Source organism: Streptomyces sp. NPDC001068 (genome assembly GCF_042897315.1).
Classification (GTDB): domain Bacteria; phylum Actinomycetota; class Actinomycetes; order Streptomycetales; family Streptomycetaceae; genus Streptomyces.
The window spans coordinates 42,325-66,653 of the sequence record NZ_JBIAYD010000018.1 but is presented as its reverse complement, the minus strand read 5'-3'; the positions used below and the strand labels follow the sequence as shown (position 1 = coordinate 66,653).

Annotated in this window: 15 protein-coding genes; all 15 read right to left on the bottom strand. The window is 72.1% G+C overall.

Annotated elements, in window-relative coordinates:
- Positions 1-98: 98 nt before the first annotated feature.
- On the bottom strand, positions 99-590 hold the full coding sequence (locus ACFY3I_RS38490; RefSeq protein WP_390865612.1) for an IPT/TIG domain-containing protein: 492 nt from the start codon (positions 588-590) through the stop codon (positions 99-101).
- A gap of 124 nt (positions 591-714) precedes the next feature.
- On the bottom strand, positions 715-1,458 hold the full coding sequence (locus ACFY3I_RS38485; RefSeq protein ID WP_390865611.1) for a hypothetical protein: 744 nt from the start codon (positions 1,456-1,458) through the stop codon (positions 715-717).
- A 38-nt stretch (positions 1,459-1,496) separates the two neighbouring features.
- The gene (locus tag ACFY3I_RS38480) at positions 1,497-2,744 is read right to left on the bottom strand and encodes a hypothetical protein (RefSeq protein WP_390865610.1); all 1,248 of its coding nucleotides are present in this window, start codon (positions 2,742-2,744) and stop codon (positions 1,497-1,499) included.
- Positions 2,741-3,013 carry a hypothetical protein gene (locus tag ACFY3I_RS38475; protein WP_390865609.1) on the bottom strand — a complete coding sequence of 91 codons (273 nt, stop codon included), beginning with the start codon at positions 3,011-3,013 and terminating at the stop codon, positions 2,741-2,743. The genes ACFY3I_RS38480 and ACFY3I_RS38475 overlap by 4 nt, the downstream gene beginning before the upstream one ends.
- Positions 3,014-3,093: 80 nt before the next feature.
- Positions 3,094-4,386 (bottom strand): phage major capsid protein, encoded by a 1,293-nt coding sequence (locus tag ACFY3I_RS38470; protein ID WP_390865608.1) that lies wholly within the window; start codon positions 4,384-4,386, stop codon positions 3,094-3,096.
- Between the two features lie 225 nt (positions 4,387-4,611).
- Positions 4,612-6,735 carry an NUDIX domain-containing protein gene (locus ACFY3I_RS38465; protein ID WP_390865607.1) on the bottom strand — a complete coding sequence of 708 codons (2,124 nt, stop codon included), beginning with the start codon at positions 6,733-6,735 and terminating at the stop codon, positions 4,612-4,614.
- A gap of 137 nt (positions 6,736-6,872) precedes the next feature.
- Positions 6,873-7,088, bottom strand: a complete 216-nt coding sequence (locus ACFY3I_RS38460) for a hypothetical protein (RefSeq protein ID WP_390865606.1) — start codon at positions 7,086-7,088, stop codon at positions 6,873-6,875.
- Positions 7,089-7,100: 12 nt separating this feature from the next.
- Complete coding sequence (locus ACFY3I_RS38455) at positions 7,101-7,739, bottom strand: hypothetical protein (RefSeq protein WP_390865605.1); 639 nt, start codon at positions 7,737-7,739, stop codon at positions 7,101-7,103.
- Positions 7,740-7,836: 97 nt separating this feature from the next.
- Positions 7,837-8,106, bottom strand: a complete 270-nt coding sequence (locus ACFY3I_RS38450; RefSeq protein ID WP_390865604.1) for a hypothetical protein — start codon at positions 8,104-8,106, stop codon at positions 7,837-7,839.
- A gap of 8 nt (positions 8,107-8,114) precedes the next feature.
- Positions 8,115-20,093 (bottom strand): hypothetical protein, encoded by an 11,979-nt coding sequence (locus tag ACFY3I_RS38445; RefSeq protein WP_390865603.1) that lies wholly within the window; start codon positions 20,091-20,093, stop codon positions 8,115-8,117.
- Positions 20,094-20,198: 105 nt separating this feature from the next.
- The gene (locus tag ACFY3I_RS38440) at positions 20,199-20,411 is read right to left on the bottom strand and encodes a hypothetical protein (protein WP_388305621.1); all 213 of its coding nucleotides are present in this window, start codon (positions 20,409-20,411) and stop codon (positions 20,199-20,201) included.
- A 5-nt stretch (positions 20,412-20,416) separates the two neighbouring features.
- Positions 20,417-20,740, bottom strand: coding sequence for a thermonuclease family protein (locus ACFY3I_RS38435; protein WP_390865601.1), 324 nt, complete (start codon positions 20,738-20,740; stop codon positions 20,417-20,419).
- Positions 20,741-20,771: 31 nt separating this feature from the next.
- A complete protein-coding gene (locus ACFY3I_RS38430; protein ID WP_390865600.1) occupies positions 20,772-23,201 on the bottom strand; it encodes a phage portal protein in 2,430 nt (809 codons plus the stop codon).
- A 53-nt stretch (positions 23,202-23,254) separates the two neighbouring features.
- The gene (locus ACFY3I_RS38425) at positions 23,255-23,647 is read right to left on the bottom strand and encodes a hypothetical protein (RefSeq protein ID WP_390865599.1); all 393 of its coding nucleotides are present in this window, start codon (positions 23,645-23,647) and stop codon (positions 23,255-23,257) included.
- 44 nt (positions 23,648-23,691) lie between these two features.
- On the bottom strand, positions 23,692-24,297 hold the full coding sequence (locus tag ACFY3I_RS38420; protein ID WP_390865598.1) for a hypothetical protein: 606 nt from the start codon (positions 24,295-24,297) through the stop codon (positions 23,692-23,694).
- Between the last annotated feature and the right edge of the window lie 32 nt (positions 24,298-24,329).

The following is a 24,329-nucleotide window of genomic DNA, read 5'->3' as shown; positions in this document are numbered from 1 at the left end:
TCCGGACGGCGCGCACCCTGCACGTCGGGTACGGCTTGTGTCGCGCGGTACGACAGGGGGCGGCCTCCTGGGTAGGAAGCCGCCCCTCGTGGTGCGGGTCAGGCGTAGGTGAACCCGCCGGTCTTGGTCGTGTTGCCCGCGTCGTCGACCAGGACGACGTCCCTCACGCCTGCCGCGACGGCCGGCGTGGTGACGGTCAGCTTCGTGGCGGAGACGACGTTCAGGGCAGTGCCCGCGACTCCGTTGAAGGTCACCGAGGTGACACCGTCCAGGTTCTTGCCGGTGATGGTCACGACCGTGCCTCCGGCGACACCACCGGTTGCCGGACTGATGCTGTCGATCACCGCCGCGGGGTACAGGGCATTGATCGCCGACTGTCGGACGACCTGCCCGGCCTTGAAGGCGAGGGTCTTAACGGACCCCTCGGGCTTCGAGTCGTTGCTGGTGCCGGGGTAGTAGCTGCCCTCGTCGCTGTGACGGGTGGCGTATACGTCCTGCGTGACGATCACCTCGGGGTCGGTGATGCCCGCCGTGGTGGAAGGGAACGCCGACTTCGTGATCCGGCTTCCGTCCGCCTTGTAGAGCCCCATGCTCCACGCCCCTCTCTCGTGTCTGTGTTGGGCGCGGGCACCGTGCCCCACCCGGACGGTTACGGTCGCGCCCTGCCGGGTGGGGCACTTGCCCAATTGGGCAAGAACGATCTTGAGCCTGTAGCTACGGGCGCCCGCCGCGGAACTGCTTGCCGGGCCCGCGGCGCTGCGCCTTCCGTTCGCGCTCGAGCTCGCTGAACCGCTTGCCGCCCTGCTTGGTCTTGAGGTGGCGGATGTTGTTGGCGGGCAGTCCCACCTTCTGCGGGCCGAGAATCGAGATCAGGTCCCCCAGGTCGCCCCGGGAGGTGTAGCCGGCCGCCTCGACGGCTTCCTCGTCGGGGAAGACGTCGACGTGCCGCTCGGTCTCGAGGTCGATCAGGTGGTCCTCGCGGCCGCCGAGGGAGTACACCCACTTGAAGTTCGCGGGCGGGTCCGGTTCCACGCACTCGCGGAACAGGCTGACGCTCTTGGTGTACGCGTAGAACGTGACGTCGGGGGCGGAGCGCATCACGCGCATCCAGGCGGCGGTGTACTCCGGGCTGAAGAAGTCGCCGGCGTCGTGACAGCGGACGAACTTCCCGCCTCGGTAGCGCTTGTGCTGGAGCTCGGCGGTCATCGCCGCCTCCCAGCCGGGCAGGTCGTCCAGGACCATCATCAGGTTCGCCTCGTGGGCGGCCTTGACGGTGCGGAACTGGTAGGTCCCCGTCCGGGCGTAGCAGAGGGGGGCGCAGACAGAGGCGCCAGGACAGGTGTTGTAGTTGCGGCCGTCGGGGAGGGTCCCTGCCCACGCGGGCAGGGTCCACTTGTAGGTGTTGGCGTAGTCGGATCCCTTGTAGGTGGTCAGGAGCCACCGGCGTGTGGAAGTCATCCGCGGACGGTGAACTTCCGGTCTCCTTTACGTCTTCTTCACAAGATGCGGAGGTCGTCCCAGCCCTCGGGGCCGACGCTGAACACGAGCAGGCCAGACGTGGAGACCTCGCCGGAGCGGACCGCGTACCAGTCGGAGCCGTTGTCGAGAGTCGGGGCCTGAATCCAGAGCCTGCCGTTGCCCATCTGCTGGGTGCGGAAGTGGTGGTAATGCCCCGTGATCAGGATGTCGGCGTCCGCGACGGGCTGCCGCCCGAAGGTCTGGCCCCTCCACCAGTCGCCGGCCTTCTCCGGCCGCGGGTACTGGTGGCCGTGGGACAGGCCCACGATCTTCCCGGCGACGTCCAGGCTCACGGTGTCCCGCCACCGCTCCGGCATCACGAACGAGACGTGCCCGTACGCGTCCTCGTTGCGGGCGTAGGCGTCTGCCACCTGGGACATGACCTCTATGCCCCAGTCGTCGACCGGCGGGCCCACAGCGTCCTTCCCGCGGCGCACGCGGCCGTGGTTGCTGCCGCAGGTCGCGGCGACGACGCGGCCGAACTTCCCGGCGAGACGGTCCAGGCCCTCGAAGGTCACGCGCCGGTGGACGCGGATCATCTCGGTCAAGGTCAGGTCGTTGGTGAACGCCTGCTGCGTGGTGTTCTCGAAGCCTTCGACACAGTCTCCGGCGTCGGCCCAGTAGGCGACGGACGGGCCGCGGCCCACGGCCTTCAGGTCCCGGACGTGGTCGTCGAGTCGGTCGAACCGCTCGGCGATCCGGGCGATGAGCTCCGGCGTACCTCCGTCCCGGCCCACCTTCCCGGCCTGGGCGTCGGCGTACACCACCACCAGGGCGCGCTCCGCGGTGTCGACGGCCGGACGCGCCTTGCGGCGGCGGCGCATCGCGTCGCGGACCAGGGCGTCGACGTCGCCGGCGGACATCCATGCGGGCGCAGCGGGTTCGATCACGTACCTGCAGCGCCACACCGCGCGGGTGACGGCGTCGTCGCCCTGGGCGTCACGGTGCCAGGCGGCCGGGTCGTGCTTGGCCTCGACCAGGCGGACGCGGAAGCCCTCGGGGATGGCGAGGCCCATCTCCTCGACGCGCTCGCGCCAGTCGGCCTCTCCGGCGGGCGGGCTGTCTGCGGGCGGGGCCGTGACGACCATCGTGCCGCCCGGCTCGTATCGCACCCCGGACTCCCAGCCGCGGGGCGCGGCCTGCTGCGGGCGCTGCGACTGGGCGGGCTGGCTCTGCTGCGGGGCGGCCGGCTCGAGGAGCGCCTGCAGTTCTGTGCTCAGGCTCATCGGGGGCACCTGCATCCGTTGGGGGTTCCGCGTCTGCGGTGCCGGTTGACCGTCCAGGCTGTGACCTGGTTGCCGTGCCGGCCGAGGGCTTCCGCAATGACCGTGGCGGACACGGTGGTCTCCAGGACGGCGCGCAGCGACTCGGCCACGTCGGCGTCCGCGCCCTCCAGGAGGAGCCCGATATGGCACCGCGGCCCCCGGTGAGCGGCCGGGGCGCTGGTGAGTGCGTCCAGGTCTGCCGCGAGTCCAGTGAGTTGCTTCTCGATCACCAGGGTCCTCCGTCGTCGTGTGGTGGTACGGGGGAGGGGGCGCACCCGTGCCCGGGTGCACCCCCTCACTGCGGCGTGGATCAGCCGGTCGGCTGGGTCCAGGTGCCGATGACGAAGCTCTCCGGCCGGGGGACCTCGAGCGCCAGGCGCTCGTCGGCACGGAAGGTGATGAGGCCCTTCTCGTAGTTGTCCGCGTTCTCCGAGGAGACGGTCACGGAGACGTTCTCGCGGTCGTGGAGCTGCGCGCCGAGGCCGAAGGCGCCGATCAGGAAGTCGGTGTCGGCCATCGCGGTCGTCTCGACGACGTTCAGCCTCCAGACCTTCTTTTCGGCGCCGATGGCGACGGCGATGGCGACGCGGAAGGCGCCGTTCTTGTCCTCCTCGACCTCGACGTGCTCCCACATCGTGGGCGACAGGACGATGCCGGTCGGGTCGTACTCGGCCAGCAGCGCCTTGGTGATGGCGCGGCGGATCTGGACGGAGTACTGGTCGGCCGCGAGGCCCGTGTACTGCTGGACGCCGGGGGTGTTGTAGATGCCGGTGAGGGACTGGCCGTCGCCGACGGAGTGCAGGAGGTCCCAGTCCTCCGCGTACTTGACGCCCTCGACCATGCGCGTGTTGATGAAGGTCTTCAGGCGTGGCTCGTCGGACAGGATGTTCTTGTGCGCGTCCAGGAGGTGGGCGACCTCTGCGACCGGGTACATCACCGGCGTCAGGGTCAGCTTGGACCGCGGGGCCCGACCCCAGGTGTCGGTGTCCGCCCCGGTGGCCGGCGAGACGCCGTCCGCGGCGTACCGCTCCTTGACCTGGCGGGCGGAGTTGGTCCAGCCGGTCTCACGTGCGCCGTACAGGACCGGGTTCTTGGTCGTCGACTTCGGGAAGAGGTCGCGGATGTGGAACTTGCGGAACGGGCGCTCGGCGATGCCGAGGTTCTGCGCGGAGCCGAGGACCTGGTGGGTCACGGTGCCGGCCGACAGGGAGAAGATGCTCTTTCCCTCGATGTCGGCGCGGATGTACGGCTTGTCACGGAACTCGGCCTGCGTGGCGCGCTGGAAGGAGCTGGACTCGACGAACAGGTCGCCGAGGGACTTCTCCTCGACGCCCATGTGACGCTGGGCGTAGTGCGCGGCCGCGGCCGGCGGGGCGTCCGGGGCGTCGAGGTACTGCTTGATCTCGGTCAGGCCCTGCTCGGCGTCGATGAGCGCCTTGATCTCCTGCGCCTCGCCGGAGACCTTCTTGAAGGCCTTCGCCTGCTCGCTGGAGACGACGAACTGACCGCCGTCCTCGACCTTGAAACTCTGGCTGATGCGCTCGGCCTCGTTGCTCTTGAGCTCGAGCGCCTTCTGCAGCTCCTGGATACGGCTGGTGGGCATTGCGGGGCTCTCCCTGATGCTGGGGTGGCGGTTGACGTGCGCCGTTCGCCCGGCCAGCACCGGGACGCCTCAACGCGAGGCGGGATGAAAGTGGGAGAGGGGGGTTAACGTCGCGCGCTGCCCGCTCGAGACGTCAAGAGCGGGCAGCGCATGGGGTTTGACCTGCGGTTTTGTTAACTGCGGTAGAGCGGGGCCGGCGGGGTGGAGTGGTCGCGGGGGTGCAACTCAGCTCCGCAGTGCGGCGAGTGCGGCCTTCACTTCTTCGGGGTCCAGGCGGACGGTGTCGTCGTCCGACTTGAGGGTCGGGTCGTCCTGGTCGCCGTCCGGGTCGTCGCCCGCGGGGTCGCCCTCGGGCTCGCCGTCCCCGGTGTCGTCGGGCGTCTCTTCGTCGTCCTCCTCCCACAGGTCCAGCCCCATCCGGCGCGCGGGCTGTGCGTCGGCGACGTCGAGTCCCTTCGCCGACAGGGCGGCGATCAGGTCGCGGACCTTGTCTCGGACTCCCTGGAGCTGCTTCGGGCCCGCGGTGGTGGTGCTGATCCGCGCGGTCGCGTCGCTGAGTGCGTCGACCGTGGGCTGGACGACGCGGGCTTCGGCCTCCTCGTCCTCGTCGGCCTCGCGCGGCTCGTCGTCGTCCTCGTCGGAGACGACGACGGTGGCCAGCGTGACCGGCTTCGGCGTGCCCAGGGTCACGTCGTCGCCGTCGAGGGTGTACGGCACCAGGTAGTGCTCCTCTCCCTCTTCGCCGGAGTGCACCGAGGCGATGACGTGGTCCGGGTAGGTGCCGTGGATGCACGCCCAGGTGTCGTCATCGGGAGCGAGCAGCACGCGGACGGCCTGGCCGAGGCGGTCGCGAATCTGCTCGAACGACTGGGGCAGGGGCTGGATCGGGTCCATGGGGTCTCCAGTGCTGGCGCTGAGTGCTTTGGCTTCGAGGACCGCGCGGCGAGCGCTCTTGCTCTCGGCCGCGTGGGTGGCGGGGTAGATGCCCAGGGCGTCCTTGTGGCGGAGATTGCAGTAACCCTTGGCGTTCTCCGGGCTCATGTGGCGTCCGGCGATGGACACGCAGCGGTCGAAGTCGCCGGGAGTGCCCCAGCCGATTTGAGCTGCGCCCTCACCGCGGACGTACCAGTGCCGCAACTGCTCGGCGTCCCCGCGGTTCTGGTCCGCGCCGCCGGCGGCCTTGGCCTCGGAGACGATGACCCGGGCGGACTTGTGCTCGAGGTGCGGCCGCGTACGAGCGCCCTGCACCGCGGCGTGCGCGGACTTCTTCTCGGCGGCGGCCAGGGCCCGGTAGCGGGACAGCACGCCGTCGGCGAAGTCTTGGGCGGCGACGGTCCCGGCCGCGACCTTCACGGGGTCGAGGCTCGGCCCGGAGGGCTTCGGCAGGGCGGCGCCGGCCAGGAGGTCCCACGGGGTTTCGCGGCACTCCTGCCGCAGGAGCGGCATGTCGGGTAGGGCCGTGATCGGCCACCAGGCGGTGACCTCGGTTGCGTCGCCGTCCGGGTCGTCCGGGTTGGCGATCCGGCGTTCGTCGTGCGGAGTGTTGATCGGCACGGACGCCTCGGTCGGGACCACGGCCACGTAGAGCCGGTAGATGCCGTTCGGGGCCGTCCAGGATCCGACGACGCTGGCGGTGCCGGGGAGCGTCGAGCCGGTCTCCTCACCCCACTCGCGGATCGCGGTCTGCAGCGGGTCCTCGTCGTCCTCTCCATGCCCGCCGGGGAACTCCCACGTACCCGCGGCCGGGTCCTCGTCGTCGAGCGCGCGCTGGATCATCAGGACGCGGCCGGTGTCGGCGGCCTTGACGACCAGGCCGGCGACCTTGATGGCGGTGTCGTCCTTCGGGGCGACGACGTCGATCTCCGCGGTGCCGGGCGTGGACTTGTACTCGAGCCCGTCGTGCCCGCTGCCGGCGGCGGACTTCACCTCGAGGCTGCGGGTCATCGGGTGCGCTCCGTGCAGCACGGGCGAGACCTCGAACAGGTCCATGTCGTGAATGATGCGGGTCTTGTTGCGCATGGTGGCGCCCCACTCGGGGACGCGGAAGCCGATGGAGAACGCGGCCTGCTTGTGCTCATGCCACTGTTTGACCTGCTCGTAGGCGTCGCGGCCCTGCTGTGTGCGCAGGTTGTAGAGCACGGTGGCGACGAGCGCGCCGGCCTCGGGCGGCCAGTCGGGGATGCTCTTGAATCGGACGTCCCCGGGCATCCACTCCTCGCACTCGAGGACGACGCCGACAGGGTCCTTCCACCCGTGATGCCACACGGACTTGACGGGCCGTGAAGCCAGGGTGCGGGTGAAAGCACCAGGCAGGATGAGGTCCTCGACCTCGTCGACCACGCCCGTCACGGCGTAGATTGCCCGGCTGGTGCCTCGCTGGGTGGTGCTGGGACGGGTGGATCTGGTGGGTGGAGCAGCGCTCGGCACGGCGGGGAACCTCCGGCGGTGGACAGTGGGCCGCCGGGCACCGTGCCGAGTGGAGTGCCTTACTGTCCTGCGCTGGCTCCTACAGGCTGGGCGGCCTGGGCCTCGGCCTCAGACCGGGCCATGACCCAACCGCGGGTCCAGTAGCGGTATCCGAACCGCTCCTCCACGTCGGCGCCGTACATGTTGTACGGGCACGAGTCGGAGGGGTCTCCCGCCGCGTACGCGGCCTTGCCCTCGTTGAGCAGGTCCTGGAACGCCTGCCGGTTGAGCTGCACTCTCGACTCTCCTCACTGGCCCGCGAACATCAGGTCTTGCTTGCCCCGGTCGTCCGGGGCCTGTCCGCCCTGCGTGCCGTCCCCGGCCGCCTGGGCGTTGTCCTCGCCGTTGTGGTGCGTCTGCGTCATCTGGGCGCCGTCGACGTCGAGCGCCCACGCGTCGGGGTCGGTGTAGCGCCACACCTGGCCGCTGGAGTCCCGCACCCATCCGGTCAGTGTGCCGTCCTGGGCTTTGTCGAGCCAAGCCTGTTCCCCGTTGCTGCCGGTGAACGCAGACCACGACTGGGGGCCGTTGGGGTCGGTCTCGTCGCCCTCGTTGTACTCGTCTCCGGCCCAGGGGCGGGAGTCGTCTTCGGGCTGCGGCGGGGCGTCCGCCGGCTCCTGGCCGGTGCCGTCTCCCTCCGGTGGAGCGTCCCCGGCCGGGGAGGCTGAAGGGTCCTCCGGGGGTGCGGTGGGGTCCTCGGCGGGTGCGGCCGGGGCCGCTGTCGGATCCTCGGGCAGCTCGTCCGCAGGGTCCAGGGAGGTGTCGCTGTCGGAGGCGCCGGGGCTGGATGTCTCGAGCCCCGGGGTCTCCTCGTTCTCGTCGTCTTCCTGCCCGAAAGGCTTGGCGCCCTTGGGGAGAGCCTTGATGGCGAATCCGTATCTGGTCACGGGGCGGAGGATGAGCGAGCGGAGCGGCTTGTGTCGCCGCCACCCCGCCGCACCCCTGACCAAGATCATTCTTGCCCAATTGGGCAAGCGCCCGGGATCAGCTCCCGGGCACGCTCGCCTGCCGGGGTACGCGGCCGCTCTCCTCGATCACGTTGGTGTGCTCGCGCAGCACTGCGAGCACAGACGCCCCGTCGTCCCCGGCAACGGCCGCCAGGGGGCCGGTCGGGGACAGGAGGACCTTCTCGCCCAGGTGGAGCTCCACGAGGGCCGCGGCCCGGTGCGACCCGATCACCGGGCGGTCTGCCCGCCCGGTGATCTGCACGGTGTAGGTCGCACCGTCATCGAATGCGCCGGTGACGGTGAACACGCTGCCTCCTATCGCGTGGCGAGCAGGCCCAGGAGGAACGCGCGCATGTCGTCGTCCTGGTACCAGTCGCCACTGAACATCGCCTGAATGGATCGCGCGAGGGTGTCACCGGTCTCCGGTTGCGTCTGCTGCCGTCGCCGGAGCCGGTCCCACGGGCTGCGCTGCATCCGACGGGCGCCCGGCCGGCCGGTGTGCGTCCGGCTGAACTGGAACGCGCGCTGCGCGGCGTCGAGGTCGCCCAGGTGCCCGGCGAAGTGCTGGCCCAGGGCGAACCCGGCCGTGCCAAGTCCCTCGTCGGCCAGGTCGGCAACCGTGACCCGCTGCCCCTCCGGCTCGTACCGGCCCTGGGTGCCGTCCACGGCCGTCAAGCGGCGCGCCTCGGGGGTGTTGAGCCACGACCGGGGGATGAGCCGCTGAACGCCTCGCACGGCCCGTTCGGCGTCCGGGTCGGTGTCCGGGCCGAACACGATCGCGGAGTTGCCCTCGGGGCCCATGTCGCGGATGTCGGCCAGGGACGCGGCCACGGCGTCGGGCACCGCGGCGGCGTACCGGTCCCGCAGGTCCGAGTACTCCCGGCGGGCGGCCGCGAGCTCGGAGCGGGCGGCCGTGATCTCGATGTCCAGGTCGGGGTCGTCCGGAATGGTCGCACTGCTGCGGGCCGCTTGCAGGTTGACCAGACGGCGCTCGCTCGCGGCCACGTAGTCGTCGGCGTGCTGCAGCGTGGCGTGCGGGTCGTCCCCGAAGTCGTCGCCGAGAGCGGCGGACAGACGACGGGTCACGTCGGTGTCGACGTCTTGGCCGGCCATCCGCAGGGCCGCCATGTGGCGGAGCCCGGTCAGGCCGGGGCCGCCGTCGGCCGCACGGTCCGGGGTCCACTGGATCCGGTCCGACCGGTCCGGGAGACGACCGGACGCGAGGCGCGCCCACGTGGTCGGCCGCCAGAACGTGAGGCGCCGCTGCGCCTGCCCGAACCGGCCCGGCTCCGGCATGAGTCCGGCCCAGTGGCTGATCCGTGCGGCCAGCGACTCGCCGTCCGCGGCCGGCAGGTTCACCGCGCGGTGCAGACGGGCCAGGCGGCGGGACTCCGGCCACTGCCGGACACGGCGCACCATGCGACCCAGGAAGGCACGCAGGCGGGCCAGCCGATCGCGGGTGTCCCGGTACTTCTCGGCGATTGCGCGGGCGCCTTGCTTCACCAGCTCCCCGAACCGCTTGGCCAGTCGGACCAGGGCGGCGACGATCCGGGCGAGGAGGCCCGACTGCTGTCCCGCGTCGGGGTTCGCCGCGGCGACCCGGCGCGCGATCCGGCGGGCCGTGGCCTGCCGGGAACCGGCCATCTGCTGGGTGAGGATGCGGGCGATCCGCTCGGCGTCGCCCGGGTCCACGCCCGCGGCCTGGAGCTGCTGCAGGAGAGCGTTCACCGCGGCGTCCGCGTGTCCCGTCACAGCCCGGGTGACGTCCGGGTCGGCGTCGGGGTCGGCGTCCGGGCGGCCGGCGACCTGGTCCGGGATGAGGCGCAGCAGGTCCCGGGCGCGGGCCGCCAGGTCCTCGTTACTCTCCCCATCGAGCGGCTCGAGGTCGTTGATGGTCCGCAGGGCCGCGCGCACGGTGTCGTCGTGGGCCCGGTTGCGGGTGGTGCGCAGGCGGCGCTGGGCGCTCGCCCGGTCCCGGCCGGTAATGCCCGCGGCGTCGAGGGCAGCGATGCCGTCCTGGCGGGTCGCCTGGCGGGCGTTGGCCAGGGCGTCCGGGGTGAGGCGCTGGGCGATGCCCTCACGCAGGGCGTGGATGTCGCCGGGCGGCTCCGTGCCTGCGATGGCCTCGTCGATGATGCGGGCGGCGTGGGCGCGGCCGTGGTCGGTGACGAGCTGGTTGAGGTCGGTCTGCGGCACCTGGTTGGGGTCGCGGGGCGTACCGGCCGGGGGCAGAGCCGGGGTGGGCCGGTTCCTGTCGTAGACGTTCACGGCGCGGCCGTTGTGCAGCCCGAAGTCGTGGACGTTGCCGTCCTCGTCGACGCCGGTGAGCTGCATCCACCAGCCGTTGCGCTGCGGCTCGCTGATGATGGTCAGCCGCCGGTGGCCGTTGAACTGGTAACCGGTCCGGCTCACGGGCGCGTCGATGACGTCGCCGCGGCGCAGGCTTCCCGGGCGGACCTGGGCGACGGGCGCCGTGGGCTCGTCAGGCGTGCTCGGGCTGTCCGGCGTGCTCGAGTCGTCCGGCGCGGCGGTGGTCGTCGGGGCGGCCGGGGCGGCGGGGCCGTCTCCAGCCCGGCGCATCGGGCCGCCGGGGATACCGAATCCGGGGTCGCCCGCGGGGTCCGGGGCGCCGTCGGTGTCGTCGACGTCGGGCGGGTTGACGGGCTCCGGCTCGGCCTCGGGGAGCTGCCACACGGGCATGGCCCCGTGGACGACGCGGCGCCGCCACTGCTGGTTCTCGTCCTCCAGGAGGAAGCTGCGCACGCCTCCGGGGCCGTCCTCGGCGTCGATGACGCGGAAGACACGCACCTCGTTGCCGTGGCGCTCGTCCGGCATGGCCACCAGGTCGCCCTCACCGATCTGCGCGGCGTTCGACGCCCGGGGCCGGTCCAGGCCCGCGGGCGGGGTCCGGCCGGCAGCCCGGTCGAGGTGGTCCGCGGCGCGTAGTGCGGCACGGCCCTCCGGCGTCGACGGGTCCGCGGCGGAGCGCAGTTGCGTCGCCAGGGCCTGCGCCTGCTCCGGGGTGACGGGCAGGTCGCTGGTGATGCGCACGGCCGCCTGGTGGGCGTCCGGGTCGGTGTCCGGGCCGTCGGCGTGGTCGCCGATGACGTTCCGGTCGCTCGAGTCGAGCTCCGGGTCGACGGTCGGGCCGGTCACCGGGTCCACGGTGCGCGGGGTCGGGTGCACGGTCAGGTCGTCGGCCGGCTCCGGCGCGTTGTCCGGGCCGAGGTCCGGGGCGCCACCGTCCGGGCCCTGGGCGCGCGGGAGGACCGCGCGGGCGTCGACGTCGATCTCGCCCATCTCGCCGGTGGTGGTGTCGGCGTACTGCAGGGTGACGCGGTCGCCGTCCCGGTGGGGCGGGCTGGTGATCGCGACGGTAGAGAGCTGGCCGTCGAGGTCCAGGACGACGACGTCGCCGTCCTTGAGGTCCGCGGCCGCGGGCTCGTCGATGCCGGTCACCGGTGCGGTCGCGGGCTCGTCGTCGCGCACCTGGCCGGTGACGCGGAGGTCGCCCGCGCTGCGGGTGATGGTGCCGTCGGCCGTGTGGACGGTGACGTTGTCTCCGTCGACGTCGTCGACGGGGCCGAGGAGGGCGCCGTCACTGTCGCTGACGATGTTCTGCGTGGTCACCCGGTGCCCGTCGGCGGTCCAGCCGTCGGGGCGCTGGCCGTTGGTCACGGTCAGCGTGGTCGCCGGGAGCGCGTCGTCGTCGTTGCCGTCGGACCAGTGCACCGACACGGTGGTGGGAGCAGCGCCGGTGACGGTGCCTTCCCGGTCGTCGGTGCCGCGGACGGTGCTGCCGGGAAACAGGCCGTTGCCGTCACGGTCGGCCGGGATCTGGTCGGGCAGGTCACCCGAGCGCAGCGATGCCTGGGCGCCGCTGACCGGGGACCCGGGCACGACGTTGTCCGGCGCCTCGGCGCGCGCCGCGGTGGCGTTGGCGGACGTGTAGACGTTCCCGGCCGCGCCGGTGCCGTCCGGGTTCTCGGTGACCCAGGTACGCCACATCTGGTCGGTGCGGCCGCGGCGGGTGACGTCGACCAACTGCGGAGTGGTCTGCACGTATCCGGCGCGCTGGACCGGCCGGCCCCTCCTGGTGGTGCCGTTCATGCGGACCATGTCGCCCTGCTGCAGGTCCCCAACGCGGGCCCAGTGCGCGGGCTGGCCGCTGATCGGGTCCGGGTCCGGCTCCGGCGTAGGTTCGGGCGTCGCCGACGGATCGACGGTGTCGTCCGGGGCGTTTACCGGCTCCGGCGTCGGCGCCGCCGGGGCCGGGGCATCTCCGTCGCCCTGCGGCTCGCCGGGGGCGTGGGGGCGTTCCGGGCCGCTGTCCGGCTCGCCGAGACCCTGCTGGAGACGGTCCGCCCAGAAGGTGCGGGTCTTGAGGTCGGACAGCTCCTCGCGCTGCTGCTGGGTACGCGCCCGCCCCTCGAGGGCGTCGTGCAGCCACGCGAAGTCGTCGCGAGCCTGCGTCAGGTCCTGGCGCAGGTCGCCGGTGGGCGACTGCTGGTCCCGGAAGGAGTCGACCATGCTGGACAGCCGGTCGTACCGGGCGCGCGCCTCCGGGTCGTTACGGAGGGACTCCGGCAGCTCGGGCAGCGGGTGGGTGAGGCCTGCCAGGTGCAGGGTCACCGAGTCCCACATGTCCTCGTTCGGGTTCGAGGAGTCCGCGGGGCCGTTCTGCAGGGCGCGGGCGACCAGGTTGGCGATGGCCGTGTCCCGGCTCTGGGAACGGCTGTTGGCCGAGTGGTCCAGGCCGTAGAACGGGCTGGCGTCCCAGACCGGTTCCCCGTCGCCATTGCCGCCGTTGACGCTCCGGATGGTGCCGATCTGCCTGCCGTCGAGCCACACGCCTTCGGAGGTGGCCCCGTCCGGGCGCACCTCGGCCCGGTCGGCGAACTCCTGCATACGGTCGCGGCCGCCGAAGCGGAACGCGGCGTCGGCCTCGCTCTCGGGGGTCGCAGCGTTGAAGGGCGGCGCCGGGGTGACGTCGTCGTCGGTGAGGGGTGCCACCCCGTCGGGGGCTCCGCCTTCGGGGGTGCCCCCGGCGGCGCGCTGCAGCTCCTCCTCCTCGTGCTGGTGCCGCTCGGCGCGGTCGTTGGCGCGGCGGGCCTCGCGGAACTGGGCGAAGGTCTGGCGGCCGCCGTTGAGGTCGTACCACTCCTGCAATTCGTCGCTGGCGTACTGCCTCCACCGGTCTCGGGCGCTCAGGCTGCCGCCGGAGAACAGTTCCCGCTCGTTGAAGTCGGTGCCGCCGAACTTGTACTCCCGGCGGAAGAAGTAGCCGTTCGTGAAGTCCACGGCCTGCCGGTAGCGGGCCTCGTCCCAGTCGGCGAACTCTGCGCGCAGAGCACGGTCGGCCTCCCGCGCCCGGTACTGCGGGTAGGTGAGTCGGCCGTTGCCGGGGGTGGTGTCGTCGCCGTCGAACCAGTGCTTCAGCTCGGGCGAGGCCAGTGCCTTCGCCTGCTTGTTGCTGTACTTGCCACCGGAGAACAGGGCGCGCGGGTCGATGCCCTGGGCCTCGGCCTCGGGGCTGAGCATCCGCCCGCCGGTGGCCTGCATGGCGGCCTGGAACCGCTCCTCGTCGAGGGCGTCGAACTCACGGCGCAGACGTCCGGGGGTGGCCGGAGCAGGCTGCGTGACGTCCGTGTCGCCGAACCGAAGTGCCTCGTCCATGGCGCGGCCTTCGCGCTCCGCCTCGTCGGCGTTCGCCGGCGGTGTGGCCTGCGCGGCGGCACGGACCCGCTCGTCGACGTAGCCGTCGCGGCGGTCCATCTCCGCCATGACGCGGAGCTCGTCCTCCGGGCCGAGGCCCTGACGCATGGCGGCCTCGAGGTCGGCGTCGTCCATGCCCGTGAGGTCCTCGGGCAGGTTGAACGCTCCGGCGCGCTCCTGCTGGTAGTCGTCCTGCACCGCACGGATGGCCTGGGGCAGAGTGCGGCCTTCGCCGTCGCGCCACGCGGCGACGCTGGCCGGCCCCTGCGGCTGGTGCCAGTCGAAGGGGTCACCGTTGGCGTCGGTGATCTCCTCGAACCGGCCCGCAAGCGCGCGCGCTTCCTCGGGATCGTCGGTAGTCAGGGTGATGCCGGGCAGGTTCGAGCCGTTGCGGGCCTGCGCGAAGCGCCACACGGTGGTGCCGTCGTCCTGCTGCTCGGGGTACAGGGCGATTCCGCCCTGGGGGGACAGGGCGAGGCCCTCCCGGTCCGCCAGGGCGGCGAGATGGGCGCGCCGCTCGGGGGTGTCCTCGCCCGCGGTGAGTCCCTCACCGGATCGCCAGGCGTTCCGCAGGGAGTCCACGTCGTGCGGACGAGGGCTGTGCGGCGTACGCGGGTGGTGGCCATCGCCGTGACTGCCGTCGCCACCGTCTCCGCCTCCGCCCGTTCCGGCAGGGACGTTGAGGTCCGGCAGGCTCAGGTGCGGCAGGCCAGGGCCGCCCGGTCCGCCCCCGCCGGGGCCACCGGTACCGCCCCCGCGGTTGTTGCGGCGACGCCGGCGCTTCCGGCGGCGCTCCTCGTCGTCCTGGTTCTCCTCGTCCGGGTTCGGGGCGTCCTCTTCGTCGTTCGCGTGGTCGGGGCCGTCGCCGTTGTCGTCGTTCGAGTTGTTGCTGTCGTCGCTGGAGTCGGGCGCGCCTGCTCCGCCACCGTCGGGGGCGCCGTCGGGGGCGGCCCCGTCCGGGTTCGTGTCGTTGCGCTGCCGGCCGTTGTCCTGGTCGTCCTGGCGCTGCTCGTCCTCGTTGTCCGGCTGGCCCTGGTCGTCGCCGGGGGTCTGGGTGTCGTCGGGGTTCGGCTCGCCCTGGTTGTCGTCCTGGTTCGGCTCGTCGGCGCTGTCGCCGGCCGGGGCCGTCTGGTCGTCCCGCTGCTGCCCGCGGTCCTCACCGTCGGGGGTGCCTCCGTCCGTCGTGTCGTTGCTGCTGCCGTCGTTCTGGCCGTCGTTGGACGCGCCGTCGGTGCTGCGGTCGCCGTCTGCGTGAGCGTTGCTGTGGTCGTCGCCTCCGTGGTTGTCGCGGTCGTCCTGCTCGCCGCGGGCTGCACGCGCAGCACGGCGGAACCGGTCGGCGGCGAGCTCGCCCTGGGGGCCTGCGAGCCCGTACTGGTCGGCGAGCTCGTCCATGCGGTCGGCGATGTCACCGAGTTCCGCGTCCCGGTCGTCCGCGGAGTCAGCGCGGCCGAGACGGTCGTTGAGCTCCTGCATCTCCGGCAGGGAGTCGCCGCCCACGGCGTTCATGCCCTCGCCGAACAGGTCCCGGGCACGGGTGGCGCGGTCGTCGACGTTCGGAGCGTCCGCGTTCGGGGCGTCGGCGTTCGGCAGGTTGGCGTCGGGTGCGTCGTCCCTGTGCTGCGCTCCGGCGTCGTCGGGGATGGCCACGATGTCGCTCGGGCGGAAGCTCAGCGGCTGGCCCTTGACGCGCCAGTAGCCCTCTCGCTCGGCCGGGCGTTCCACCGTGACGTTCATGTGCTCTTTACCCGCGTGGGGGCCCGAGCCGCCGCCCCTGCGCGCGACGATCCGGTAGCGGTCGCCGGGGCGGGGCTGGATCTGAGAGCCGTCAACGGCCTGCCAGCCCTCCGGTACCGGCACCTTGGACGCATGGTGCCGCTCGAAATCGCCCTCGATCCGGCGCGCCAGGTCGGAGGAGTCCTCTCGTCCGGGGTTGCCCTCCGGGAGCCGCTCCGCCAGATCGGTGGCGGGGATCATCGCGAACTCGGTCCGCACGGTGTCCTTGCCGTTGAGCTTGACGTGCGCCTCGACCTCGATGCGGACCTGCCCGTTGCTGAGTACGGGGGTGACGTCGACGACGCGCCCCACCATGTGCATCGGCTCGTTGTAGACGGGGTCACGCGAGACGGTGTGCACCCAGTCCCCGCGCTGGATCTCGGACGCGGGCACCATGTCGCCGCCGTAGCGCTGCCGCACCGCGGCAAACTCGTCGGGCAGCTCGGGGCCCGTGCTCGGCGTTCCCGGAACCCCGCCCTCGGGCGCGTTCGCGTCGGGCGCGGTGGGAGCGTCCGTCGTGCTGCCGTGCTGGAAGTCCGGGTGGTCGAGGGCCCGCTGAGCCTTGCCGTGCGCGGCCACCGCCCACGACTTGTACCGGCGCGTCTCGAACGGCAGGTCCTCGCGGCTGAACTGCTCCTCGAGCCACGCGGCCTCGTCGCGGATCTTGCGGAGGTCTGCCTGCAGATCCTCGGTGTCGCCGTCCTCGACGCGGCGGATCAGCTCGCCCAGGCGCCGCATCCGCTCCTGGTCCTGGTCGTCGATCCCATCGGCGTGGTTCAGCAGGGTGGCGACGTCGTCGCCGATGTCGGCCATCCGGGGACGGAGCTCATGCCGCCATGCCGGGGTCGGCTCCGGGCGGGTGCGGTCGTTGGCCCACGCGAACGTGTCGTCGGGGCCCCGCAGGAACAGGGGGCTGCCCCAGGCGTGCGAGCCGTCGGGGTTGCTGAAGCGGACGATCGTCGTGCCGTCGTCCTGGTGCTCCACGCCGGTAACGCGGACCGGCTGCCCCCAGCCCTCGGGGTACGGCCTGCCGTCCCGGTCACGGCCCATCCGGGGGATACGGATGATGTCGTTCTCGGCCACGTCGGCGCGGTCGCCGAGAGTCCAGCCGTTCGGCGTCTGCGTGCGCGCCTGGTCCTGGCGAGCGTGCTCGGCGTCGTTGTTCCGGCGGACGTCGCGGCTCTGGACGAGCGCGGCCACGGCCTGGGCGCGGCTCGGGTAGAAGTCGGGAGACCGGCGGCCTTCGGCGTCTGTGTACTGCCACTTGCGGGCGGTCTGGCTGACGCTGCCGGCGTCGTCGCCGTCGACGGCCACCGGGTACGAGCCGTCAGCGGAGCGGTTGCCGATCTCGGCACGGGCGAGTGCCGCGGCCCGGTCCTGCTTCTCCTTCTCCTTCCGTTCCTTGTCCTTGCGGGCCGTCTCGCGGTTGCGCTGCTCCTGCCACAGGTCGCCGCGGCGGCTGCCGACTGGTGAGAGCGCGAGCATGCGACTGCCCTGAACGCGCGGGCCTTCCCCGCTGCTCGAGACGTGCCGGTTCTGCCACGCCTGCAGCGCCTCGAGCTCGGCGTCGATGTCCTCGTCGCTCATGCTCGCCGGGGACGCCTCCCCGATCGGGGCAGGCGGGGCGACGGAGTCGTCCGGGGTGCCGGGGGTGTCTCCCTCGGGCGCGTTGGCGTCAGGGGTGTCGGCGGCGTCGGCGCCCGGGGTGTTGGTGTCCGGGGCGTCCGAGGACGGGGCGTCGCCCTCCGGCGCGTTCGCTTCGGGGGTGTTGGTCTCCGGCACTTCGGGGGCGGTCTCGTCCTCGTGCAGGACGCGCAGTTCCTTGTCCGGCGCGAGGAAGTGCTCCCCACCGTCCTCGTCGACGACGCGGATGCGGCCGCGCGGGGTCCGGATCGGCTCGTCCCGCACGGTGTGGGTGCGCCCGTCGGTGTCGACGAACCGGTCGCCGGGCTTGAAGTCGGCAGGCTTGCGGGACTGCGGGGGCCGCAGCCGGGACGTGTCGCGGCCTTCGTGGTCGGCGAACATGTCCGGCGTGCCCAGCGGGTCGTCCGCCAGGTCGTCCGGGTTGTTCGGGTCGGCAACGAACCGCTGCTGCTCGTCGGGGGCGACGTCGAACAGACCGCCGGGCTCCTCCGCGGGCTTCGGCTTCGGCTTGTCCTCGCGCTTCGGCGCACGGCCGGCGCGGCGGGCCTCCTCCGCCTCGAGGACCTGGAGGCGGGTGCGGTCGACTCCCGACAGCTCCCCGCCGTTGGCCATCTCCCGCTCCATCAGGGAGACGATCTCGTCGCGGATCTCGCCGTCGTCCATCGACGACGGGGCCTTCGCTCCGTGCGCCGCGGCCGCGGGCGCGTTCACCTCGTCGGGCGACATGGTGACCGTGTCCGGGGTGCCAGCGTCCGGGGTGCCCTGGCCGGCGTCCGGGGCGTTGGCCGACGGTGCATCCGGCGTGCTGCCACCGGCGTCCGGGGTGGGAACGTTCGCGTCTGGGGCGTCGCCGTCCGGCTTCGCCGCGCGGGCCTCCTCCAGCTTGGCCGCGGCCTCGTCAACGCGCTTGGTGTAGTTGCGGTGGGCCCGGACCTCCTTCGGGTCGGAGTCCAGTCCTTCACCGCCCGCGAGCGTCCACGCCCACTCGAGCAGGGCCCGGTGCGTCTCGATCGGCGCGGTGACCTTCAGCGTGCCGTTGCGGCCGCGGACGGCTTCGGTGAGTGCCTTACGGGTGTCGGGGTCCTCCATCGCCGCGGTTTCGTCCACGTTGAGGAAGTCCGCGAGCGCCTCCGGCATGGTCAGGGTGACCAGGTTGTCGGGGGACCAATCGTGCTGCAGCGGTTCGCCGGCAGGCTCCGGGCTCGCGGGCGCGTTGGTCTCGGGCGCGTTGGCGTCCGGGGCGTTCGCGGCCGCGGCCGCCCTGCGGGCCTGGATCGCGCGGGCGTCGGCCTCGAACCGGTCGGCGTTGTAGTCCAGGCCCTCCTCGAGCCGGTGAAGGGAGCGCGCCATGTCCTGGCTGACGTTGTCGGAGTCCAGCCCGTGGAGGACGTCCAGGGCGCCGCGCATCGCGTCGGCGTTCTGCTGGTAGCCCTCGGGGCCCTTGGGGTCCTCCGTGACGTTCTGCATGTGCTGGGCCAGGGTGCGGAACTCGTCCGGCGCCCCGTCCGGCCACTGCTGCCCGGCGAGCTCGTTGACCCGGCCCCAGTCCCGGACGATCATCCTGGCCGCACCGCGGGCATCCGTGCTGTTCGGGTGCTGCTGCGTGTGGCTGGGGACGTCGCGCAGGACGTCCTCCGGTCGGCGGCTGCCGCGCGGGACGACGGACAGCATGGCGTCGGGGCGCGTACCGAACTGGTCGACCTCGCCGCGGCCGCCGAGGTTGCGGGTCGTGAAGGTCCGGCCGCCCTGGTGGCGGTTGATCCGGGTGACGACGTGCCCGAAGTTGCCGCGGGAGATGACGTCTCCGACGCGGACGTGGTCGGCGCGCCGTTCCTCCGGGGCGTGGCCGTCCGTGTGCCCGAGCCGGTCCGCCTGGCTGGGCATCCGCCGGACGTGGGCGGAGTCGTTGGATGCCATCACGACGCCGTCCGGGCGGGTCAGGGTGACGTCGACGAGGGGCGCGCCCTGGGTTCCCGGGCCGGGCCGGTAGGTGGGCGCGACGGTGCCCTCGACGGTGACCGTCTCCGGCTTGTCCTGGCCGCGGGTGCTGTCCGGCCACTCGATGTCACCGCGGCCCACGGTCACCCTGACGCGGTCACCAGGCTGGAGCTGGTCTCGGCTGACCGTCTCCGGCGTACCAGCGTCCGGGTGCGGGGCGTGGGCCGTGTCGGGATTGGGGCGGGAGGCGTCGAACTCCCCGCGGGCCCGCTTGATGGCGGTCGCGATGTTCTCGTCCCTGTCCGAGCGCCAGGTGCGCGCCTCGGCGTCAAGGTCGGGGTTGGAGAAGTCGAATCCCCGAGCAAACGCGCGGATCGCAGCGCCCTTGGTCGGGGCGGTGGTCCGGAGGTGGCGGGCGAACTCACTGGCCTCGTCGGGGGTGGCGAAGTCCCCGGCAAGGTCCATGCGCTGACCGGTGCCGGTCGCCGTCAGGTACCAGCGGCCGGTGGAGTCGTCGCGGAGGACGGCCAGGTCCCCCGCGATACGCAGGTCGTCGTCAGTGGCGACGGAGCGCAGGAACTGCGCCATCTCCGGCCGGGTGTCGGGCCGGTCGGCCAGGTCGAGGAAGTGCTGACGGACTGCCGCCGTGTCCTGGAAGCGGCTGCCGCCCGAAGTGGGTTCGTTGGGCAGGGCGCGGACGTTGACCGGGTGCCTGCCGTGCTCGGGCTCGTCCTGGTCGTCGTTCTCGCGGGGCCCGACGGGGTGGTCGTCCTCGCCGATCGGGCGGCCGCGGTCGTCGACGGGGTGAGCGTCGTTGGGGGTGTCGGGGTCGCCGGCGTCGTCGTGGACAACGCCGTTGCCGCGCCGGGCGTCCTTGTCCCGCTTCTCGTCCTCCGCCTCGACCTTGTGCTCGTTGTCAGTGGGCGCGGAGCCGTCGGGGCGGGCCACCATGGACACCCACTTGGCGCTGGTGGTGTGCCTGCGGCCGTTGAACTCGTTCGGGCCGGTCTGGTCCTGCACGAGGATGCGGTCGTTGGGCAGGGCGCGCATGACGCGCGCGAGGTCGCCTCCCCACAGGCGGACGATGCCGCCGGTCTCGATAAATCGGCCCTTGCTGTCGCGAGGATGCAGGGCGGGGTTCCAACGGCGGGCGGCCTTGACCTCGAGACCGTCACTCAGGTCCTGCAACTCAGCGTGCGCAGCAGCGGGGCGATTCAGCATGGCGCGGACCATGCACATCGCGCGCGGTTAGCGTCGCGTGGTGATGGCCGCGCCATACTCCAAGATCGTTCTTGCCCAATTGGGCAAGCGGCCCCCACCCGCTGGTTACATCGTCTCCGTCAGGATGTGCAGCGCGAACCAGCCGCTGAATCCGAACCAGGCGGCCGCGAATATGGCCCGGCCCGCCTTGCTGGTTCTCGTGCGGAACAGGCGGCGGACGTTCTCCGAGAGGGTGTCCTCGTCCTTCTTGTTGGCGAGGGCGATGGCCTCGGCGATGGCGAAGACGGTGGTCCAGGCGATCCAGATGGCTGCCCACATGGCGGTTACTCCTTGGGTTCGGGGAGGGGGCGGGGGCCGTGGCCGTCGTACGGGGCGGCTTGGCCGGCTTCGAGGAGTGCGGTGTTCAGGCAGGCGCCGTCCTGGCCGGTGACCGTGGCCAGCCAGCGGCCGTACTTCTCCCGGGCGTGGGTCTCGACCACCAGGTCGGGGCCGTGCTCGGTGAGCCAGTCACTCACCCACGCCTTGGCGGTCTTGCCCTCCGGGGTGTTCTTCTCCGGCGCGTTGAGGCCCAGCAGGCGCAGGCGCTGCCGAGAGCGGATCGTGAAGCCGAGGTCGAGGTCGACGTCGAGGGTGTCGCCGTCGATCACGCGCAGCAGGGCCGCGGGGTAGGTGTTCAGGTCAGTTCACGTCCTCGTCTGTGGCGTAGTGGAGACGGCAACGGCAGTTGATCGTCAGGGCGAGCGGAGCGAACGGGTCGCCGGGGTAGCGGAGCTGGGCGCCGTCGATCTCGTACGGCGTGCCGACGGGCAGCGTCTTGCCCTGGAGGGCGCGGTGCGCGGGCCGTACGCGGTCGTCCTGGCGAGTGATCCACGTCCGGACGACTCCGGGCCCGGCGTTCTCTGCTGCGGCGTCCGCGGCCCCGTTGATGGTCGAGACGGCGCAGGTCTCCGCGACCCGGGCCGCGAGGTCGGGGCCGGCCGAGTTGTAGAAGCCGCCGACCACGTGCTTCAGCGTGTCGAGGTCGAGGTTCGGATCGGCCTGGGCCTGGTGCAGCACGACGGCGAGTTCGGTGAGGAACGCGGTCATCGCTTCACCGGCGTGCGCCGCGGTGACGAGCGCGGGCGCGACGGCGGCCGGGGGCACCGTTTCGGTGCCGGTGACTGCCTTGCTCAGCTTGCGAGCGGTGGCGGCCGCGGCCTGCTGCAGGATCGGGGTCAGGGTGTTGGTGGTCTCCTCCGCCCAGCGGGCCGCGCTGACGACGCGGTCCTCGTCGAGGTTGGCGTCGCCGCCGCGGGTGTCGTTCTCGTTCTCCGGCTCCCAGAACCGCGTGTGCTTGCGGATCTTCGGGGCGTGGATCCGGGCGACGATGACTCCCTCCTGGCGCGCCAGAAGCGCGGTGAGGGCTGCCTTGATGGCCGCGGCGAGGGTGTCGAAGTCGGCGTCGGTGACCTCGAACCCGTTGTCGTCGCCGGTGAGTGCCTTGGTCTCGAGCTGGGCGCGTGCCCGCTCGACTTCCTCGGCCGCGGGTCCGGCCTCGGGCTGCACCGTGCTGGCGCGCGCGGCCGCGACGTCGCCGGCTGCTTCCCCGGGGCCGTCGTCGGTGACGTCCGCGCGGGCGTCCGCCACGGCGTCGGCCGCGGGCGAGTCCGAACCGGCGGCCGGCTCGGAGGGCGCTTGCCCGCGGGCTGCGGCTACGTCGTCGGCCGCGGTCGGACCGGGGTCGTCGGTGCGGGCCCCAGCGACCGCCGCGGCGGCGGACTGGTCCCCGTCGGCTGTGGGCGGTCCGGCGGCCGGGCCTGCTCCGGGGGTACCGCCCGCGCCCGGAGCGCCGCCCGGGTCGGAGAGGCCGAGGGCGGCCGCGTCCTGGGCGTTGGCGGGGACGGGTGCCTTCTGCGGGCTGATCCACAGCGCGCGGGACTGCGGGGTGTTGAACGGCTTACGCCCGGCCGCCACCCGGTACTCGTCGATGGTGATGAGGCCCGACTCCCACTCCTTGCGCGCTTCCTCACGGGCCTGGCGGCGGGGGAACTCCAGGGCCTGAATGCGGGAGGTGTCGAACCGGATCACCCAGTCGTCCGACAGGTCCGGGTCGAACGCCGAGGCGAGCAGGTTGAGGTGGGGAAGCTCCGTGTGGGCCCAGAACGTGTACTCCTCCCGGTCGGCGTTCGCGAACGTCCGCTCGCTGGCGTTGCCGATCACGCTCTCGGGCACACCGAACGCGGAGAGGATCTCGTTTTTCGAGGTGCTGGCGAGCGTCTCGTATGCCATCTCGCGGGGGCGGGCCGAGGTGTCGACGTACGTGACACCGCCGGGCCCGGTGCCCACGAGGGTGAGCTGTCCGGCGTTGTGCGCGCCCGGCTCGAGCCGCTTCTGGATCCGCTTGACCTCTGCCTGGTCCACGCCGTCCAGGTCGATACCGACGATGCCGCCAGGGCGGCCGTCATTGTCGATAAAGGAGATGTTGTAGGTGCGGGCCTTGACGTCCAGGTCGACCGACAGCCCGGCGGCCTCGAGCGGAGTCACGCCGCAGAACGGGTCCGTGGGGTGCGGGTCCCTGATCCAGATGACCTTTTCCGGCGGCAGTTCGCGGATGCGGCCGTTGTACTCCGTGAGCTCGAAGTGGCTCACATAGGCGGAGTTCTCGACGTCCGGGATGATGTTGACGCGGTCCGGGGGCAGCAGGTCGAGCCGGGTCAGCACTCCGCGCCGGTTCTTCGTCTTCTCGACGAACACGCCCTTCTTGCTCAGCAGCAGCATGGCGCTCAGCCGCTTCTTGAAGACATCGCCGGTCTCGAGCGGGTTGGCCTTGCGGTTGAGCAACTTCAGCAGCGGATGGTCCTTGAGGACCTCGGCGAATTCACGCTCGTCGCCACCGCGGCCGATCTGGATGGGCAGGGTAGAGGCGTGCTTGCTGATCGCCTCCACGGACTTAAAGGTCCAGATGGAACGCTCGTAGCCCTCGACGATGACGCGCTCGAGGTCCCAGCCGTCCGCACGGCCCGGGGTGCCCCACACGTTCGTGACGCCGGCGTACGTCATCGACGTGTAGACGCCCCCTGCGAGCAGGTCCTTCGTCTCGACGGGCGCGGGCGCGGCTGCTGGCTCCACGGCGCCTCGTGGGACAAGGAGGCCGCGGAGCCCGGGGAAGAGTTGGCGGGGCATCAGGCCCCCTCATCGCTGGACAGCCACAGGCCGGCGGCTATGCCGAGGGCGCTGACGGCCAGCCACCCGAGCGGCTGCAGCAGGTAGAACAGGAGGGCGGTCTGCCCCGCGTAGGCAGCGAAGGCGACCATGGCGCCGGCGTCTTGCTGCCATCGCTGCTTGCTGTTGCGGCGGACGACGACGCCACTGGCGCACAGGCCGATGAGAGCTGCGGACAGACCGGCGACCCAGTGCAGGGCGCCCAGCGCACCGAGGCCGCCGAGCACACCGAACGAGAGCAGGAGAAGCCCGAAGGCCTCCCGGCCGATCTTCGCGTCGGGACCCGCAGGGCCGATGATGTCCGGGTCGGTCAGGTCATCGACGATCGACGGCTGAGGTTGCTGAGTAGTCACGCCGCGCACCATGGACAGCGGCCGCGGTTAGTGTCGCGTGCTGCTCAGCGCTTGGGGCGGGACACTCCAGAGACGTAGGCGCCGAGGCCGCGCCGGTTGATCGTGCCGCCGGGGATGATCTTCGCGTTCGCGGGCGGCACGGGGATCTTCCGCTTCGCGCGGACGCTCTGGTCCCCGCCGATCAGGTGCTTGTTGTCGATCTTCTCGGCGCAGTCCCGGCCCTTGACCTCGTCGTACGGGCGGCGGCAGCCCTTGCAATACACCTCGAGCGCGTCGACACGCTGCCCCTCGGTGGTCTTGAAGCTGCCGCGGTAGTCGGCGACGCTCGCGATCTTCGGGTTGACCTCGATCTCTGCGGCCACGACCCACACGTGGGACAGGTCCCGCTTCTTAGGCGGGGCCGGGGCGACCGGGGGTTCTTCCTGGGCGGACTCCTCGAGCGTCTTCGTCTCGGCCGTGACCACCGGCGCGGTGGCGGGGGCCGCTTCCTCGAGCATCAACGCCTCGGCCACCGGCGAGCGCGCGGGCTCGCCGGTGGGCTTGGCTACGCGCGTCTTCGGGGCGGGCTCGGGCTCGAGCCAGGAGAACAGGCTCTCCTGCAGATGAGAGCGGCCGGCCTCGGGCGAGATGGGAGCTGTCGCGGTCGTCACACCGTTCCTCCGGGTCACTGCGGGGTTGACAT